The sequence below is a fragment of the Knoellia sp. Soil729 genome (genome assembly GCF_001427985.1).
Lineage (GTDB): Bacteria > Actinomycetota > Actinomycetes > Actinomycetales > Dermatophilaceae > Knoellia.
The window spans coordinates 1,011,114-1,028,399 of the sequence record NZ_LMSA01000001.1; the positions used below are offsets into that span (position 1 = coordinate 1,011,114).

Annotated in this window: 16 protein-coding genes and 1 tRNA gene; 12 read left to right on the plus strand and 5 right to left on the minus strand. The window is 68.6% G+C overall.

Annotation, left to right across the window (positions count from 1 at the left end; all coding sequences use genetic code 11):
• The first annotated feature begins 13 nt into the window (after nt 1-13).
• Nucleotides 14-1,684: a murein biosynthesis integral membrane protein MurJ gene (murJ, locus tag ASG74_RS04620; RefSeq protein ID WP_056139387.1), complete on the plus strand. Its 1,671-nt coding sequence runs from the start codon at nt 14-16 to the stop codon at nt 1,682-1,684.
• 24 nt (nt 1,685-1,708) lie between these two features.
• Here the strand turns inward: murJ and ASG74_RS04625 are convergent, their stop codons facing one another.
• Together ASG74_RS04625 and ASG74_RS04630 are read right to left on the minus strand one after the other, a co-directional pair.
• Nucleotides 1,709-3,028 (minus strand): carboxylate--amine ligase, encoded by a 1,320-nt coding sequence (locus ASG74_RS04625; RefSeq protein WP_235498805.1) that lies wholly within the window; start codon nt 3,026-3,028, stop codon nt 1,709-1,711.
• Between the two features lie 13 nt (nt 3,029-3,041).
• A complete protein-coding gene (locus ASG74_RS04630; RefSeq protein ID WP_056139389.1) occupies nt 3,042-4,268 on the minus strand; it encodes a lipid II:glycine glycyltransferase FemX in 1,227 nt (408 codons plus the stop codon).
• A gap of 151 nt (nt 4,269-4,419) precedes the next feature.
• Here ASG74_RS04630 and ASG74_RS04635 point away from each other — a divergent pair, with 151 nt between their 5' ends.
• From ASG74_RS04635 to ASG74_RS04670, 8 genes are all read left to right on the plus strand, one after another.
• Nucleotides 4,420-5,127 (plus strand): aspartate/glutamate racemase family protein, encoded by a 708-nt coding sequence (locus ASG74_RS04635; RefSeq protein ID WP_082569499.1) that lies wholly within the window; start codon nt 4,420-4,422, stop codon nt 5,125-5,127.
• A gap of 46 nt (nt 5,128-5,173) precedes the next feature.
• Complete coding sequence (locus tag ASG74_RS04640; RefSeq protein WP_056139392.1) at nt 5,174-7,489, plus strand: RNA degradosome polyphosphate kinase; 2,316 nt, start codon at nt 5,174-5,176, stop codon at nt 7,487-7,489.
• A gap of 65 nt (nt 7,490-7,554) precedes the next feature.
• Nucleotides 7,555-8,451, plus strand: a complete 897-nt coding sequence (locus ASG74_RS04645) for an NUDIX hydrolase (RefSeq protein WP_442910078.1) — start codon at nt 7,555-7,557, stop codon at nt 8,449-8,451.
• A 259-nt stretch (nt 8,452-8,710) separates the two neighbouring features.
• A complete protein-coding gene (gene pstS, locus ASG74_RS04650) occupies nt 8,711-9,838 on the plus strand; it encodes a phosphate ABC transporter substrate-binding protein PstS (protein ID WP_056139396.1) in 1,128 nt (375 codons plus the stop codon).
• A 106-nt stretch (nt 9,839-9,944) separates the two neighbouring features.
• Nucleotides 9,945-10,958, plus strand: coding sequence for a phosphate ABC transporter permease subunit PstC (pstC, locus tag ASG74_RS04655; RefSeq protein ID WP_056139397.1), 1,014 nt, complete (start codon nt 9,945-9,947; stop codon nt 10,956-10,958).
• Complete coding sequence (pstA, locus tag ASG74_RS04660) at nt 10,955-11,875, plus strand: phosphate ABC transporter permease PstA (RefSeq protein WP_056139399.1); 921 nt, start codon at nt 10,955-10,957, stop codon at nt 11,873-11,875. Before pstC ends, pstA begins: the two co-directional genes overlap by 4 nt.
• Before the next feature lie 61 nt (nt 11,876-11,936).
• Complete coding sequence (pstB, locus tag ASG74_RS04665; RefSeq protein WP_056139401.1) at nt 11,937-12,713, plus strand: phosphate ABC transporter ATP-binding protein PstB; 777 nt, start codon at nt 11,937-11,939, stop codon at nt 12,711-12,713.
• A gap of 50 nt (nt 12,714-12,763) precedes the next feature.
• Nucleotides 12,764-13,204, plus strand: coding sequence for a hypothetical protein (locus ASG74_RS04670; RefSeq protein ID WP_056139403.1), 441 nt, complete (start codon nt 12,764-12,766; stop codon nt 13,202-13,204).
• Nucleotides 13,205-13,259: 55 nt separating this feature from the next.
• On the opposite strand, the gene ASG74_RS04675 is transcribed toward ASG74_RS04670, so the two are convergent.
• The 3 genes from ASG74_RS04675 to ASG74_RS04685 all read right to left on the minus strand — a co-directional run bounded on the left by ASG74_RS04675 (nt 13,260) and on the right by ASG74_RS04685 (nt 15,806).
• A complete protein-coding gene (locus ASG74_RS04675) occupies nt 13,260-14,261 on the minus strand; it encodes an inorganic phosphate transporter (RefSeq protein WP_056139405.1) in 1,002 nt (333 codons plus the stop codon).
• A gap of 6 nt (nt 14,262-14,267) precedes the next feature.
• Nucleotides 14,268-14,891 carry a DUF47 domain-containing protein gene (locus tag ASG74_RS04680; RefSeq protein WP_056139407.1) on the minus strand — a complete coding sequence of 208 codons (624 nt, stop codon included), beginning with the start codon at nt 14,889-14,891 and terminating at the stop codon, nt 14,268-14,270.
• 273 nt (nt 14,892-15,164) lie between these two features.
• The gene (locus tag ASG74_RS04685; protein ID WP_056139409.1) at nt 15,165-15,806 is read right to left on the minus strand and encodes a hypothetical protein; all 642 of its coding nucleotides are present in this window, start codon (nt 15,804-15,806) and stop codon (nt 15,165-15,167) included.
• A gap of 30 nt (nt 15,807-15,836) precedes the next feature.
• On the opposite strand from ASG74_RS04685, the gene ASG74_RS04690 reads away from it, so the two are divergent.
• The 3 genes from ASG74_RS04690 (at nt 15,837) to ASG74_RS04700 (ending at nt 17,276) form a co-directional block, all read left to right on the plus strand.
• Complete coding sequence (locus tag ASG74_RS04690; protein WP_056139415.1) at nt 15,837-16,745, plus strand: crotonase/enoyl-CoA hydratase family protein; 909 nt, start codon at nt 15,837-15,839, stop codon at nt 16,743-16,745.
• A complete protein-coding gene (locus tag ASG74_RS04695) occupies nt 16,736-17,158 on the plus strand; it encodes a DUF1810 domain-containing protein (RefSeq protein ID WP_056139417.1) in 423 nt (140 codons plus the stop codon). The genes ASG74_RS04690 and ASG74_RS04695 overlap by 10 nt, the downstream gene beginning before the upstream one ends.
• Before the next feature lie 45 nt (nt 17,159-17,203).
• Nucleotides 17,204-17,276 (plus strand) — tRNA-Lys (locus ASG74_RS04700).
• The last annotated feature ends 10 nt before the right edge of the window (nt 17,277-17,286 follow it).

Sequence of the window (17,286 nt, forward strand, 5' to 3'; positions counted from 1 at the left end):
GGGAGCACCACCCGTGACCGAGACCCGACCCGAGGGCGCCGAAGCCGACCCCGAAGGCGCGGCCAGCAGGAGCGGTGATGACGTCGCCCGCAACAGCGCCATCATGGCGATCGGGACGTTCGGGTCGCGCGTGCTGGGCTTCATCCGTACCGCGATGCTCTCCGGTGTCGTCGTGCTGGCGGCCTACAACTCGTTCACGATCGCGAACTCCCTGCCGACGCAGCTCTACGTCCTCATCAACGGTGGGCTCATCTCGGCGCTGCTCATCCCGCAGCTCACCAAGGCGATGATGCGCAAGGACGGCGGGCAGGACTTCAGCGACCGGCTCATCACCTTGTGCCTGCTCGTCCTCGGCGGCTTCACCCTGCTCTGCCTCGTCGCCACGCCGTGGATCATCGACTGGCTGACCAAGGCGGACTCGGGGGCCGACTTCGTCAACCTCACGACGTTCATGGCCTACATCTGTGTCCCGCAGCTGTTCTTCTACGGCCTCTACTCGGTGCTCGGACAGGTGCTCAACGCACGGGGCAACTTCCTGGCCTACGCGTGGGCGCCCGCTTGGGCCAACGTCATCCAGATTGTCGGTCTCGCCTGGTTCATCTGGCAGTGGGGCAAGCAGGGCAGTGTCTCCGGTTGGACGACCGAGATGGTCCTCGTCCTCGGCGTGAGCACCACTCTGGGCATCGCCGTCCAGGGGCTGTGCCTCGTCTGGCCGCTGTGGCGCTCGGGCTTCCGCTACCGGCCGCGCTTCGGCTGGCGCGGCTACGGCTTCGCCGAGATGTCGAAGATGACCGGGTGGACCGTCGCGGCCCTGGTCATCTCGCAGGCCTACGGCTTCATCAGCACGGCCGTCATGTCGCCCAGTGACAGCATGGGCAAGGGCGTGCCCGGCAACGGTGTCATGGCCTGGGCCTACACGATCTACATCCTCCCGCACTCGATCATCACGACGTCGGTCGTCAGCGCCCTGTTCCCCGCCATGTCCCGCGCCCACCAGGAGGGCGACCTCGCCGGGATGCGACGGCGTGTCGTCAGCGGGATGACGAGCCCGGCGGTGCTCCTCATCCCCGCAACGGCGGCCTTCATCGCGCTGGGCCGGCCGCTGGCCAAGACGCTCTTCCCCGGGTCGGCCTACATCCCGAGCAAGGGGATCGACGAGGCCGGCGACGTCGCCCTGGTCCTCGCCCTCATGGCGTTCGGGCTGCTGCCGTTCGGCATCACCGCGATCAAGCAGCGCTACTGCTTCGCCCGCGGGGACGGCTGGCTGAACTTCTGGCTCGTGGGCGTGATGACCGCGGTCAACCTCACTGCCTGCGCCGTCGCAGCCTGGATGGTGCCCGCCAAGTACGTCGTCGCGACGATCGCCGCGGGGGCCACCATCGCCAACATCGTCTCCGCCGCAGCGTTCCTCGTCGTGGCCCGCCGGCAGCTCGACGGGCTCGGCTTCGCCCGGGTCTCCCGGCTCTGGGTGCGCGTCACCGTCGCCGCCGTCGTCGCTGGTGTGGGCGGTTGGGCCGTGGCCAGCTTGGTCTCCGACCCCGGCAGCGCCTACGTCGTCCAGGCGCTCTCGCTCGCCGCCGGTGGCGCCGTCATGGCCGTCCTCTACGTCGCCGGGGCCAAGGTCATGCGGATCACCGAGGTCGACGAGATGCTGGCGCCCGTCCGGCGCCGCCTGCCCTTCTAGTCACCGAGTCGCACACTCCCTGGGTCAGCGGCGCCGGGGGATGTCGCTGTCCGCGGGCTCGCCACCGGGGTGGAACGCCGCCTCGGGGTCGTAGTACTGGTGGAACTTGCGGTCGTAGCTCACGCCGGCTGCGAGGATCTTGGCCCACCGCACCGGGTTTCGTTCGGCGCGGTAGTGCAGCGGGTTGCGCATGCCACCGGCCTTGAGGACCCTGTGGACGCGCGCCCACAGGTCGGGGTGACGTGCGAGCGCCCACTTGATCGTGCGCACCGGGACCACCGAGTAGACCGTCTCGGTGTCGGCCTCGACGAGCTCGAACTCTTCGGGCAGGTTGTCGTGGACGTACTCGTCGACGTACCACCGCACCGCGTTGAAGCCGGTCCCCGTGACGTAGTAGTTCGAGCGGCCCAGCCGCGGGTTGAGCTCGAAGAACTTGCTCTTGCCGTCGCGCGGGTCGTACTTGAGGTCGAAGTTCGCGTAGCCGACCCACTTGAGCTCGGCCAGCAGGCGCACGGCCTCGTCGACGATCTCCCGGTTCTGTCCCGTGAGGATCGCGGCCGGCACCCCGAGCAGCCCGGGCGAGTGCTCCTCGATGAGCGTGCGGCCGTAGGACGCGAACCGGACCTGGGAGTTCCTGTCGCAGTAGCAGGTGAGGATCCGCATGCCCGTGTCGTCGCCCGGGATCATGTCCTGCAGGATCAGCTTGGCCCGGTAGCCGGACCCGGAGATGCGGTCGAGCAGGTCGCGAAGCTCGTCGGCCGACGCCACCTCGTGCACCTTGGCCTGGCCCTCGAACGTCACCGTGTTCCACGCGCGTGGCGCGGTGGGCTTGAGGATTCTCGGATAGCCGGTCTCGGGCACCAGCCTTGCGTATGCCGTGCCGTCACCTTCGTCGGCCATGTCGATGATCGTCGTGGTCGGGATCGAAACGCCGACCTTCATCGCGACCTCGGCGAAGGTGTGCTTGCGGGTGGCGATCTCGAGAGGCCCGGAGCCGACGTAGGGCACCTTCCACGACTCGTCGAGCTGCTCCCGCATGGCGTCGATGACGTCGACCAGGGAGTCCGAGGTCGCGAGCAGGATCTTGGGCTGGGAGAGGCCGGCGAAGTCCGGCCCCTGCAGCGTCGCGGCCAGAACGGCGGGGTCGTGGGCGTCGGAGCAGTGGACGACCTCGAGGATCGCCGAGTTGTCGACGACCCACGACGTGGCACCGGTGACGACGAGCGACTTCACGCCGTAGGCCTCGTGGAAGGCCCGCACGAGGGAGTAGCCGCCGACATGCGCGCCGATGACCACGGGGACGAACGGCTGGTCCGCGATGGACTCAAAGGACTTGGGGGACAAGGGACCTCAGCCTTCAGCGGCGCTTGTAGAGCTTGACGGCCAGGTCGATGAGCCGACCGGCGAGGGGACGGAGCTGCGTGGTGAACTCACCGGCATACTCACGTCGTTCCGGGTTCCACTGGCGCTTGAACTCCTCGAGCCCTTCGGAGGCGTCGATGCCGCCGAAGTCGAAGCTCGTCACGCCCTTGGCCGCCGCGTCCTGCATGATCCGCCAGACCATGAGGTAGTTCGGGCGCAGGTTGCGGTGCTCGTCGGACGACGCGGCATACAGGTAGGAACCACGGGTGCCGCAGGTCGCGAAGACCGAGCCGGCGAGGTACTGCCCGTCCGGATGCTGCGCGTGCGAGGCCTCGAACTCGGCCGCGGACGCCTCGTTCTTCTCGATGCTCTCCTCGAGACCCGCGACCTGCCGGTCGGCCTTCTCGGAGGGGTACTTCTCGCGCTTGGCCTGAGCCTTCCCGAGCTGGGAGCGCAAGTCCTCGACCTTGGCGCGTGCCGCCTCGGCCGCCGCGCCGTGGTCGAGCTTGACGAGGGAGATGACGATGTCGTCGGTCGGTGAGAGGACGTCGTAGAGGGTCGTGAAGTACTCCATGCTGCGGATGCCGAAGCCGTCACGCGCACCGGTCGTCTTCATGAGCTCGTAGAACGCGGGGATCTTGTCGCGGCCCACGGACTCGTAGACGAGGCCGGACTTCTCTGCCTTGCGGATGGACTGGCGGGTGCCCTGCGTCAGGTCCTTGTGCAGGGCCTCGAGGTCGCTGATGTCCGTGACCATGCGCAGCGCCGGCTGGGCGAGCGTCTTGGCGGCGTCCTCGCCCGGGTCCGTGCGAGTGAAGCCACGCGACTCCAGCGCCGGACGGATGTCGGGGTTGTCGATGCGCACCGCGGGGTCGAGGCGCAGGAGGACGCCGCGGTTCTCCTTGGCGACACGGGTCACCTCGGCCAGCAGGGCGTCGACTGACTCACCGTCGGCCCAGTCGACGACGAACCCACGCGGGCAGTAGGCCAGGGCCATCGGCACGACAGGAGTGCGGCGGAAGAGGATCAGCGCGGCACCCGTGACCTCGTCAGCACCGTCGGCCCCGGCGCCGGGCCGGCCCACGGCGACGGTGCGCCAGGTCCAGCCGGTGTGCTCCTTCTCCCTACCCCAGGGCGTGGTCTGCATGAGGTGCCCGTTGGGGTGGTCACGAACGAAGTCGTCGTGCTCACGGTCGGTGAGGGTGAGGGCCTGCAGTGACACGGAGCTCCTAGGTCAGGCTGGTCAGGGTCGCCCGGAGTCTATCCGCGACACGAAGTTCTCACTTCGCTTGGCAGCGGCGGTCAGGCGAAGTGAGAGAAACCCACTTCAGGCGGCAAAGTTGAGGCGGGCGGGGCGGGGTTAGGCTCGAAGCGTGCGCAACGAACCGGTGGGAATCCTCGGCGGAGTCGGCCCCATGGCCACCGTCTACTTCATGCAGCGCATCCTCGAGATGACCGACGCGGGCCGCGACCAGGACCACCTCGACATGCTCGTGTGGAACCACGCGAGCATCCCGGACCGCACGGCCTACATCGTCGGGGACAGCGACCAGTCCCCCGGCCCGGTGATGGCGGAGGACGCGCGCGCCCTCGAGCGCGCCGGGGCCACCTTCATCGCCATCCCCTGCAACACCGCACGTGCCTTCCTCGACGAGGTCCAGCAGGCGGTCGCGATCGACGTGCTCGACATCGTCGCCGAGACGGTCTCCGCGGCGCAGGAGGCCGTCCCCGACCTCACGACCATGGGCATCCTCGCCACTGACGGCACCCTGCGCTCCCGGATCTACCACGACACGGCGAGCGCCCGCGGCATCAAGCCGGTCGAGCCGGACGACGTCGTCCAGAAGGACGTCATGTCGATGATCTATGACGGCGTCAAGGCCGGTATGCCGGTCTCCCGCGACCGCTTCGACGCTGCAGTCGAGCACCTGCGCGGCAAGGGTGCCCAGGCGGTCGTGCTGGGCTGCACCGAGCTGTCGATCCTCCAGACCGACCTCGAGGTCGACGAGCCCGACGTCATCGACTCGCTCGACGCGCTGGCCGCCCGCACGGTCACCCTGGCCGGGGGTCGGTTGCGGTGACCGGCTCCGTCGCCCACCGAACACCACGAACTGCCACGATGAAGGCATGACGACGTCCATGAGCCAGGACACCGAGCTCGCCATCGAGCCTCCCGACGGAGCGACCCAGGCCGTCGACGAGGCCGCGGAGATCGCCGCCGAGGCGAGCTTCGTCAAGGAGGTCTCGATCGCGAGCGCCTCGGCCACCGAGACCCGCGCCTCCCAGCCCCGCGCCACGAACGGGCGCTTCGTCCGCAGCGCGGCCGATGACGAGGCCGACGGGCTGCCGGCCGACCGGTTCCTCGACCGCGAGATCTCGTGGCTGCAGTTCAACGAGCGGGTGCTCCAGCTCGCCGCGGACGAGAACGTCCCCCTGCTGGAGCGAGCCCGCTTCCTCGCGATCTTCACGTCCAACCTCGACGAGTTCTTCATGGTCCGCGTGGCCGGCCTCAAGCGGCGCATCGCCACCGGGCTGGCCGTCCGCTCGGCCTCGGGCCTGGAGCCCCGTGAGGTCCTCGAGCAGATCTCGGTCGTGAGCCACGAGCTGCTCGCGATGCAGGCCCGGGTCTACGACGACCTCGTCCAGCCGGCCCTTGAGGACGAGGGCATCCAGATCGTGCGCTGGGACGAGCTCGCCGAGGACGAGCAGGCCCAGGTCGGGACGCTGTTCACCGAGCGCGTCTTCCCCGTCCTCACCCCGCTGGCCGTCGACCCGGCCCACCCCTTCCCCTACATCTCCGGGCTCTCGCTCAACCTCGCTGTGCTGCTCATCAACCCCAAGACGGGCAAGGAGCACTTTGCGCGGGTCAAGGTGCCACCGCTCCTGCCCCGCCTGCTGCGGGTCGGCGAGACGGGGGCCTCCGCCGACATCTACGACGTGAGGTTCGTGCCGCTCGAGGACGTCATGGCCGCGCACCTCGACCAGCTCTTCCCCGGCATGGAGGTCCACGAGCACTACACGTTCCGGGTCACCCGCAACGAGGACCTGGAGGTTGAGGAGGACGACGCCGAGAACCTCCTCGCTGCCCTCGAGAAGGAGCTGACCCGGCGACGCTTCGGCCCGCCGGTGCGCCTCGAGGTGGACGAGGAGATGGACGACCACGTCATGGACCTGCTCGTGCGAGAGCTCGGCGTCACCACCGCCGAGGTCTATCGCCTCCCGGCACCCCTGGACCTGCGGGGGCTCAACATCATCGCCGACCTCGAGCGCTCCGACCTGCACTACCCGGCGTTCGTCGCGCGCACCAACAGCGACCTGGCGCCCACCGAGAGCGCCAAGGCGCGCGAGATCTTCGCGAGCATCCGCAAGCAGGACGTGCTGCTCCAGCACCCCTACGACTCGTTCTCGACGTCGGTCCAGGCCTTCATCGAGCAGGCGGCCGCCGACCCCAACGTGCTGGCCATCAAGCAGACCCTCTACCGCACCAGCGGCGACTCCCCCATCATCGACGCCCTCATCGACGCCGCCGACAGCGGCAAGCAGGTCCTCGCGGTCGTCGAGATCAAGGCCCGCTTCGACGAGCAGAACAACATCTCCTGGGCCCGCAAGCTCGAGCGCGCAGGGGTCCACGTCGTCTACGGCATCGTCGGTCTCAAGACCCATTGCAAGCTCAGCCTCGTGGTCCGGCAGGAGGAGGACGCCCTGCGCCGTTACTGCCACATCGGCACGGGCAACTACAACCCCAAGACCGCACGCCTCTACGAGGACTTCGGACTGCTCACCGACGACCAGCAGGTGGGTGAGGACCTCTCGCGCCTGTTCAACCAGCTCTCGGGCATCGCACCCCGCAGCAAGTTCAAGCGGCTGCTCGTGGCACCCCGGTCGGTCCGCGCCGGCCTTGTCGAGCGTATTGAGGCGCAGATCGAACGTGAGAAGGCCACGTCCGGCACCGGCTACATCGGCTTCAAGCTCAACTCGATCGTCGACGAGCAGATCATCGACGCGCTCTACCGCGCCTCGAGGGCCGGTGTGAAGGTCGATGTGTGGGTGCGCGGCATCTGCTCGTTGCGCCCGGGCGTCGAGGGGCTGTCGGAGAACATCACCGTCCACTCCAACCTCGGCCGCTTCCTCGAGCACTCGCGGATCTTCCTCTTCGGGACCGGCGACGACGTGGAGGCGTGGATCGGCAGCGCCGACATGATGCACCGCAACCTCGACCGCCGGGTCGAGTGCCTCGTGCGCCTCGACGACCCCCGCCACCTCGCCGACCTCACCTCCCTGATGAAGAAGGGCATGAGCGGCGACTACTCGCACTGGTCGCTCGCCGGCGACGGCCGGTGGAGCAGGCACCATCTCGACGCCGAGGGCAACACGCTCCCCGACATCCAGGAGAGCCTGATCGAGATGCACGCCAAGCGCCGACGCAAGGCTCGACGGCGCTGAGCACCTCCCCGACCCCCGAGCTCATCCCCGCGGCAGGAACCCTCCCGTGGCGGGTGCGCAAGGGGGTGCTCGAGGTCGCGCTGGTGCACCGCCCGCGATACGACGACTGGTCCTGGCCCAAGGGCAAGCTCGACCCGGGCGAGGACTGGATCACCGCGGCGGCCCGGGAGACCCACGAGGAGACCGGCCTGCAGGTGCGGCTCGGCCGGCCGCTGCCCGAGGCGCGATACCTCCTGCTCACCAAGTCGGGCGAGCCCGGCGAGAAGGTCGTGCGCTACTGGGCCTCCACGGTCATCGGTGGCACGGGCGTCCTCGAGAACGAGATCGACGCCGTCGAGTGGCTCGACGTCGTCGAGGCCAACCTCCGCCTGGACTACGCCCACGACCGTGAGCAGCTGCGCGCCCTCGTCCGCGCGCACGGGGACGACGCGCTCGAGACGTGGCCGCTGGTCATCGTCCGCCACGCCAAGGCGCTCCCCCGCTCGGACTGGAAGGGCGACGACCGCGAGCGCCCGCTCGTGGTGCGCGGACGCGAACGTGCCGATGCGCTCATCCCGGTGCTCGCGGCATACGGGATCACACGTGTCCTCACGTCGCCGTCCGTGCGTTGTCTCGACACCGTCTCTCCGTATGCCGTGTGGTCCGGGACCGAGCCCCGGCTCCGCAAGGGGCTGTCGGAGGAAGGCCACGAGGCCGCCCCGGACAAGGCCGTGCAGCACCTCGAGGCCGCCCTCGAGCGCGGCGAACCGGCGGCGATCTGCTCCCACGGACCGGTGATCATGCCTCTGCTCACGGCGTTGACCGAGCGGCTGGACCTCACCGGCGAGAGCTCCGTCGAGACGCTCGAGCACTTCGTCGAGGCCCGTGACGAGAAGCTCGTCAAGGGCGAGGCCCTCGTGTGCCACGTGGCAGGGGTCGGGGCGCAGGCACGCATCGTCGCCGTCGAGCGCCACCTCCCCTGACCCAAACGCCACGACTGATTGCTCGTTCGGCCAGTGGCTCGTTGCCCTCGCAACTGGCCGAACGGGCAATCAGTCGGTTGTGGCGGGAAGTCGGCGTGCGCTTGAACAACGCGCAAGGCAATGGCCGAACAGCGTTCACGCCGCGTTCACCCGGCACGGCCCGATCGGTCACCAGGCCTCCCTACCTTTCCAAGTGTCAGGCCCGCGACGACGCGGTGCGCCCTGGCTCCCGAACATTTCCTTGTGAGAGGCACACACTGTGAAGATTCAGCGTCTCGGCGCGATGGCGTCCCTCGCCCTCGTCGGTTCGATCGCCCTGGCCGGTTGCGGCTCGGACAACAACACCGGCAGCGACACGGGCGAGACCGCCGCCTCAGCGACCGGAGCGGCCAGCTCCGATGACTGCTTCGACGGCACCCTCAACGCCGAGGGCTCCTCCGCCCAGAAGAACGCGTTCGAGGAGGTCGGCGCCAAGTTCAGCGCCAAGTGCACCGGCGCCACCGTGAACTACAACCCCTCCGGCTCGGGCGCAGGCATCAAGCAGTTTCTCGCCGGCCAGGTCGACTTCGCCGGCTCCGACTCGGCCCTCAAGACCGTCGAGAAGGACGGCAAGGTCGAGGCCGACGAGGCCGCCAAGGCCTGCGGTTCCCCGGCGTGGAACCTCCCCATGGTCACCGGCCCGATCGCCGTGGCCTACAACGTCAAGGGTGTCGACAAGCTCACTCTCACGCCGGCCGTCACGGCCGACATCTTCCAGGGCAAGATCACGACCTGGAACGACCCGAAGATCGCGGCGATCAACTCCGGCGTCAACCTTCCCGCCACGGCCATCAAGGTGTTCTTCCGCTCCGACGAGTCGGGCACGACCGAGAACTTCACCAAGTACCTCAAGGCCGCGGCAGAGGCCAACTGGCCAGGCGAGCCCGCCAAGACCTGGGACGGCAAGGGCGAGGGCAAGGCCAAGTCCGCCGGTGTCGCCGAGGGCGTCAAGAGCACCGACGGTGGCATCACCTACGTCGAGTGGAGCTATGCCAAGGACAACGACCTCGGTGTCGCCGCCATCGACAACGGCGCCGGTGCCGTCCAGCTCAGCAGCGAGTCGGTCGGCAAGGCCGTCGCCACAGCGAAGCAGACCGGCACGGGCAACGACCTCGCCCTCAAGCTCGACTACGCCACGAAGGAGGCCGGGGCCTACCCGATCAACCTCGTGACCTACGAGATCGTCTGCTCCAAGGGCAAGGACCCGCAGAAGCAGAAGAACATCAAGGCGTTCCTCACGTACTTCGGCTCCGAGGAGGCCCAGAAGGCCATCGAGGAGATCGGCTACGCGCCGCTGCCGACCGAGGTGCAGACCAAGGTCGAGGCCGCGATCGACGCGATCTCCTGACCATGTCCTTCCGGACACCATGACCATCACGGTCACCTGAGGGGGTGGGGCCCGACCGGTCCCACCCCTTCAGCCCTGCCACCAGTTCCTGAGAGGACCAGACGTCGTGCCCACGATCACCGGCCGTAGCGCCGTCGACGAGCTCCCCAGTGCGGACGGCCGACCGCCGCTCGAGGCGGACACCGCCACGACCGGCCGGCTCGGGGACCGCATCTTCGGCGGACTCGCCATGGGCTCGGGCATCCTCGTGATCACGCTCGTGGCCCTCGTCGGCCTGTTCCTCGTCGCCCAGGCCGTCCCGTCGCTGCTCAACAACAACGCCAACTTCCTCACCTCACGTGAGTGGGTTCCCAGCGGCGCGGACCCGCGCTTCGGCATCGTCGACCTGCTGTGGGCCACGATCATCACCTCGATTCTCGCCATGCTCATCGCCGTGCCCCTGGGTGTGGCGGTGGCCCTCTTCATCACCCAGTACGCACCACAGTGGCTGAGCAAGCCCGCCGCCACGCTCGTGGACCTGCTCGCCGCAGTGCCCTCGATCGTCTATGGCTTCTGGGGGCTGAAGATCGCCGGCGACTACTTCAAGCCCGTCGCCGAGGCGACCAGCTCGGTCCTGGGCTGGATCCCCTTCTTCAGGTGGGACGGGACACCGAGCGCCAAGAGCACGCTGGCCTTCGCCGGCATCATCCTCGCCGTCATGATCCTGCCGATCGTCACGGCGATCTCGCGCGAGGTCTTCGCCCAGGTGCCCATCACCCACAAGGAGGGCGCACTGGCCCTCGGCGCGACCAAGTGGGAGATGATCCGCGTCGCCGTCCTCCCCTTCGGCAAGCCGGGCATCATCTCGGCCGCCATGCTCGGGCTCGGTCGCGCGCTCGGCGAGACCCTCGCCGTCACGCTGCTGCTCTCCGCCCTCAACACCTCCGATGCGTTCTCGTTCTCCGTCTTCGGAGGCGGCGAGACCTTCGCATCACGCATCGCCAACGACGCCGGTGAGTTCGACTCCGCACAGAAGACAGGCGCCTACATCGCCGCCGGCCTCGTGCTCTTCATCCTCACCTTCATCGTCAACGCGGCCGCCCGCGTGGTCATCGAGCGTCGGAAGGCCTTCAGCGAATGAGCACCCTCAGCACCGCAGACGAGGCCGTGGCGACCAGGACCGTCGCCTCCGATGCCTTCGGTCGCAAGTCCGGGGCGCGCGCCGTCAAGGACCAGCTCGCCCGAGCGCTCATGTGGGGCGCCTTCCTCGTCGCCCTCATCCCGCTCGTGTGGATCCTCGGCGCAACGATCGTCAAGGGCGGCCACATGCTCGTGGACGCGGACTGGTGGGGCAAGTCCCAGGCCGGGATCACCGCGCGCCGCGAGGGTGGTGGCGCCGTCCACGCGATCCAGGGCACGCTCATCCAGGCAGGCGTCACCGCGCTCATCTCGGTGCCCATCGGCGTCCTCACCGCGGTCTACCTCGTCGAGTACGGCCGCGGACGCCTCGCCAAGGCCGTGTCGTTCATGGTCGACATCCTCACCGGCATCCCGTCCATCGTCGCCGCGCTGTTCATCTACGCACTGTGGGTGACGACCCTGGGCTTCCAGCGCGTCGGTTTCGCGGTGTGCCTGGCACTGACGATGCTCATGATTCCGACGGTGGTCCGCTCCACCGAGGAGATGCTCAAGCTCGTGCCCAACGAGCTGCGTGAGGCGGCCTACGCCCTCGGCGTGCCGAAGTGGAAGACGATCATGAAGGTCGTCATCCCCACCTCGTTCTCGGGGATCATCACCGGTGTCCTGCTCGGCCTCGCCCGGGTCATGGGTGAGACGGCGCCGCTGATCATTCTCGGCCCCTACACCGCGGTCATCGCCACGAACCTCTTCGGCGGACTCATGCCCACCCTGCCGACGATGATCTACCAGAACTACAGCGAGGCCAACCAGCCCGCCATCGACCGCACCTGGGGCGCGGCCCTCACCCTCATCCTCATCATCTTCCTGCTCAACCTGCTCGGCCGCTTCGCCGGTCGGTTCAGCAAGGTGAAGAGCTAGGCCCACGCCGAGCACCCGGCATACCCCCGTATTTTCGCAACGAAGGAAGAAACGACACCTCATGGCCAAGCGCATCGACGTCAAGGACCTCGACATCTACTACGGCGACTTCAAGGCCGTCGAAGGGGTCACCCTCACCGTCGAGCCGCGCTCCGTCACCGCCTTCATCGGCCCGTCCGGATGCGGCAAGTCGACGGTGCTGCGGACCCTCAACCGGATGCACGAGGTGATCCCCGGTGGTCGCGTCGACGGGACGGTCACGCTCGACGACCAGGACCTGTATGCCGCGTCGATGGACCCGGTGGCCGTGCGCCGCACCGTGGGCATGGTCTTCCAGCGGCCCAACCCGTTCCCGACGATGTCGATCCGGGACAACGTCGCGGCCGGGCTGAAGCTCAACGGCATCAAGAACAAGAAGACGCTCGACGAGGTCGTCGAGCGGTCGCTGCAGGGCGCGAACCTCTGGAACGAGGTCAAGGACCGCCTCGACAAGCCCGGCGCGGGGCTCTCCGGTGGCCAGCAGCAGCGGCTGTGCATCGCCCGTGCCATCGCCGTCGACCCCCAGGTGCTGCTCATGGACGAGCCGTGCTCGGCGCTCGACCCGATCTCGACACTGGCCATCGAGGACCTCATCAACGACCTCAAGAGCCAGTACACCGTCGTCATCGTCACGCACAACATGCAGCAGGCGGCCCGCGTGAGCGACCAGACGGCGTTCTTCAACCTCAAGGCGACGGGTGAGCCGGGGCGACTCGTCGAGGTCGCGGACACGCAGAAGATCTTCAGCAACCCGAGCGAGAAGGCCACCGAGGACTACATCTCCGGCCGCTTCGGCTGAGGCCGCGCGCGAAGCCGCCCGACGCCTGTGCTCCGACCTAGCATGACGTCATGGCGATCGACGATGCACACACCCGGCCGGACGGGACCTCCGACGCGACCGTGGAGGCGGTGGGCAAGCTCTCCGAGGCCTTCGAGGCCATCGAGGAGGCCCGCGGCCACCTGTTCAGCTTCCACCGCACGGTCGGGCGCGCCGACCTCCTCCTCGGTGACGCGATCGAGCAGCTGCGCGCTGCCGGGCACGACGATCTCGCTCGCGAGATCGAGACCGAGGTGCTCGGCCGCAACATCATCGAGGGCCGGTGGACGTTCCAGATCGTCGAGGACTTCGACGACGGCTACTACGCGACGTTCCGGGACCACGACCAGCGGGTGCGAGACGAGCTTCTGGGCGGGAAGCGCCACGTCTACGAGGCGGAGATGAAGGAGGAGCGGCGCACCGCCGGCCGCCGGGGCCACGAGGCGACACCGGACGAGGCCGGCTCGAGCTGAGCTGAGGTGAGCTGAGGTGAGCTGAGCCGAGCCGGCCTGGCGGTGGAGCCGGTCGTCAGTGGGTGATGAGCTTGAGGACAAGGAAGGCCAGCGCGGCCACGACGCCGGCCCCGGGGAAGGTGAAGACCCAGGCCCCGACGATGTTCTTGGCCACGCCCCAGCGCACGGCCTTGACCGACTTCGTCGACCCGACGCCCATGATCGCCGAGGTGATCGCGTGGGTCGTCGAGATCGGTGCACCAATGGCGGTGGCGACATAGAGCACCGCAGCAGCCGTCGTCTCGGCCGCGAAACCCTGGGGCGGGTCAAGGTGGATGATGCGGCGGCCAAGGGTGCGCATGATCCGCCAGCCACCGGCATACGTGCCCGCAGAGATGACCAGGGCGCTGACGACGAGCACCCACAGGGGGATGCTGTCGTCACCCTCGGTGTGGAAGCCACCGACGGTGAGGGCGAGGACGACGACACCAGCGGTCTTCGCGGCGTCCTGCATGCCGTGACCGAAGGCCATGGCGGCTGCCGACACGGTCTGCGCGTAGCGGAAGTTGCGGCTGACCCGGCCCGGGTGCCCGTTGCGGAAGATCCACAGGATGAGTGTCATCACGAGGTAGCCGCCGATGAGCCCGACGATCGGTGACGCGATCATCGGCACGATGACCTTCTCGAAGACGGCCACCCAGTGGACCGTCGTCGAGGCCGCGATGGCGGCGCCGCCGAGCCCACCGATGAGGGCGTGCGACGACGAGGACGGCAGGCCGTACCACCAGGTCAGCATGTTCCAGGCGATGGCACCGACGAGTCCGGCCGCACAGATCGTCAGACCGACCTTGCCCGCGGGGGCGTCGATGATGCCGCTGCCCACCGTCTTGGCGACCTTGGTGCCCAGGAAGGCGCCGAAGAGGTTGGCCACGGCCGCCATGCCGAGCGCGATGCGCGGCGTCAGCGCCCGGGTCGAGACCGAGGTCGCGATGGCGTTGGCGGCGTCGTGGAAGCCGTTGGTGTAGTTGAAGCCCATCGCCAGTGCGACGACAAGGGCCACCGGGATCCAGGTGTCCACAGTCGGTCAGGACTCCTTGACGGCGATGCCCTCGACCTTGTGGGCCACCGTCTCGAATGCGTCGGCGGCGGCCTCGAGCTCGTCGATGAGCTCCTTGTGCTTCATCACGGTGATGGGGTCGACCCCGTCGGTGAAGAGCTTGGCCAGCATGCGGCGGTAGGCCTTGTCAGCGGAGTTCTCGAGACGGTTGATCTCGATCCAGTAGTCGCTGAGGTCCTTCATCGAGCGCAGCTTGGGCATCGCCTCGACGGTGAGCTCGGCCATGCGGCCGAGGATCTCGACCTGCTTGGTCACGCCCTTGGGGAGGTCGTCGATGCGGTAGAGCGCCACGAGGTCGGCGGCGGCCTCCATGTGGTCGACGCAGTCGTCGAGCGCGCTCGCCAAGCCGTGGATGTCCTCACGGTCGAACGGGGTGATGAACGAGGAGTTCACCTTGCGCAGGAGCTCGTGGGTGGCCTCGTCGGCCGACGTCTCCACGTCGCTCATGCGCGCTGCGATGGCCTCGCGCTCGGCCTGGGTCTTCGCGCCCAGAATGGCGGTGAGCTCTGTCGCGCCCTCGATGAGGTGCTTGGCAGAGTTGGAGAAGAGTTCGTAGAACCCGTTGTCCTTGGGGGTGAGGCTGAAGCCCACGAGAGTCGCTCCGAACGGCTCGAGGTGCAGAGACGCAGACAAGGCTAAGGCCTCTGAGCCATCCGGACGTCATCGGCCGTTTCCGCGCAGTTGGGCCGGGCGTTTCGTGGGGAGGTGGAGTGGTACCGGACCGGGAGCACCTCTCGGCGCGTGGCCGCTCGTAGCGGCTGAAATTGGGACCCGGGGCTGCCGCGATCCGGCACCACCACCAGAGCCTAACGCCGCTGCGGCCTCGATGTGTTCCCGACTTTCCAGCTGTGTATGGCGGTGGGCTCAGTCGAGCGCGCCCGTGCGCCACAGCGCAGCGCTGGCAAGGAGGTCCTCCCCCGTGCGCTGCATGGCCGCAGCACTGGCCGTGAGGGACGCAGCGGTGGCCGGATCGGACGCGTCGCGGTCGTGGGCCAGCTCGGCGCGACCTGCGGCGACGACCGCCGCGAACGCGGCTGCCCGCTCGAGCGCCACGGCAAGGTCACCCGAGAACACGCCGGTGAGGATCTCGTCGGCCAGGGCCGTGACCTCGTCCGGACCGGGCGGTTCGGCCATGCCGGCCACCACGTGGGCGACGTCCGTGAACCGCATCCCCGCGGCATACTGCCGGCTTGCCTCGACGGGCTGGCGGCGCACCCACTCGCGCAGGGCGTAGAGACGCCACAGGGTGCCGGGAAGGCTGCGGGCGGGGCGGGAGGCCCACAGGTCGGCGACGGTCGAGAGCCCGAGGTCGTCGACGAGGGCGACGAGGCGGGCCGTGACCTCCGGGTCGTGCACGGCTCGGCCGGTCCCGACGAGCACCGCCGCTGTCTGGTGGGCGACCTCGGTGACCTCCGCCGGGCCGGGCTGGGTGCCGCCGTGGGCCTCGAGCGCGTTGGGCCCGAACGCGACGGGGCGCCGGGGGACATTGCGGCCGCTGTCTGTCACCGGTCCATCTTGCACCGTACGTTGGGGCTCATGACCGACTCTTCCGCCCGCACCGGACCCGAGGACTACGAGACGCTGCTGTGGGAGGTGTCCGACGACGGCATCCTCACGCTGACGCTGAACCGTCCGGAGGCGCTCAACGCGTTCACGGTGACGATGGCTCGGGAGCTCGAGCATGCCTTCCGCCGGGTCAACGACGACGACTCCGTGGCAGCGGTCGTGGTCACCGGGTCCGGGCGGGCGTTCTGCGCCGGGATGGACCTGTCGCGTGAGGGCAACGTGTTCGGGCTCGACGAGTCCCTGTCGCCGACCTTGGAGGACATGTTTGAGCGGCTGGATGCGCCGGAGATCGCCGGCGGGGTGCGCGACACCGGTGGTCGCGTGTCGTTGGCGATCTATGACTGCACCAAGCCCGTCATCGCCGCGATCAACGGCCCGGCGGTCGGCATCGGCGCGACGATGACGCTGCCCATGGACGTGCGGCTCGCGTCGACGTCCGCGCGGATCGGTTTCGTCTTCGGCCGCCTGGGGATCGTGCCCGAGGCCTGCTCGTCCTGGTTCCTGCCGCGGCTGGTGGGCATCTCGCGAGCGCTCGAGTGGACCTATGCCGCAGACATTCTCTCCCCCGGCGAGGCCTTGGAGGGCGGCCTGGTGCGCTCGGTGGTGGAGCCGGAAGCGTTGTTGGACACGGCATACGAGCTGGCCCGTCGTTTCGTCGCGGGTCGCTCGCGAGTGGCGACGGCACTCACGCGACAGATGATGTGGCGCAACTCCGCTCAGCCGCACCCCCTCGAGGCGCACCGCGTCGACTCCCTCGCCATGTGGGAGACGAGCGTGGGCGACGGCAAGGAGGGAGTGGCGGCGTTCAAGGAGAAACGATCGCCCGAGTTCACGTCATCGGCCTCGAGGGACCTGCCGGGGTGGGTGCCATGGGGCTGAACCGGTTCGTGCTGGCCCAGGACGCGGGCGGGACGTATGCCGCTGCGCTGGCCGAGATGCGCCGTGGGCGCAAGGAAAGCCACTGGATGTGGTTCGTCTTCCCGCAGCTCTCCGGTCTCGGGCGGAGCGAGATGGCGCAGCGGTATGCCGTGGCCGACCTTGCGGAGGCACGCGCCTTCCTCGCGGATCCCGTTCTCGGGCAACGGTTGCGGGAGTGCTGTGAAGTGCTGCTCGAGCTTCCCTCGTCGGATCCTGTGGCGGTATTTGGGGGCATCGACGCGATGAAGCTGCGTTCGTCGATGACCCTGTTCTCGCACGCCGCCGACGTCGAGCTGGACCACGGGCTCTTCGATGGCGTGCTCGCGAAGTTCTTCGACGGCCAAGAGGACCCCGCGACGGTTGAACGCCTCTGAGGGCCGCCCGGTATCGTCTGCGGTCGTGCGGGGTTGGCTCCGTGCGGGCCTCTAGCTCAATGGTTAGAGCTGCGGACTTTTAATCCGTAGGTTGTGGGTTCGAGTCCCACGGGGCCCACCGTCGTCGT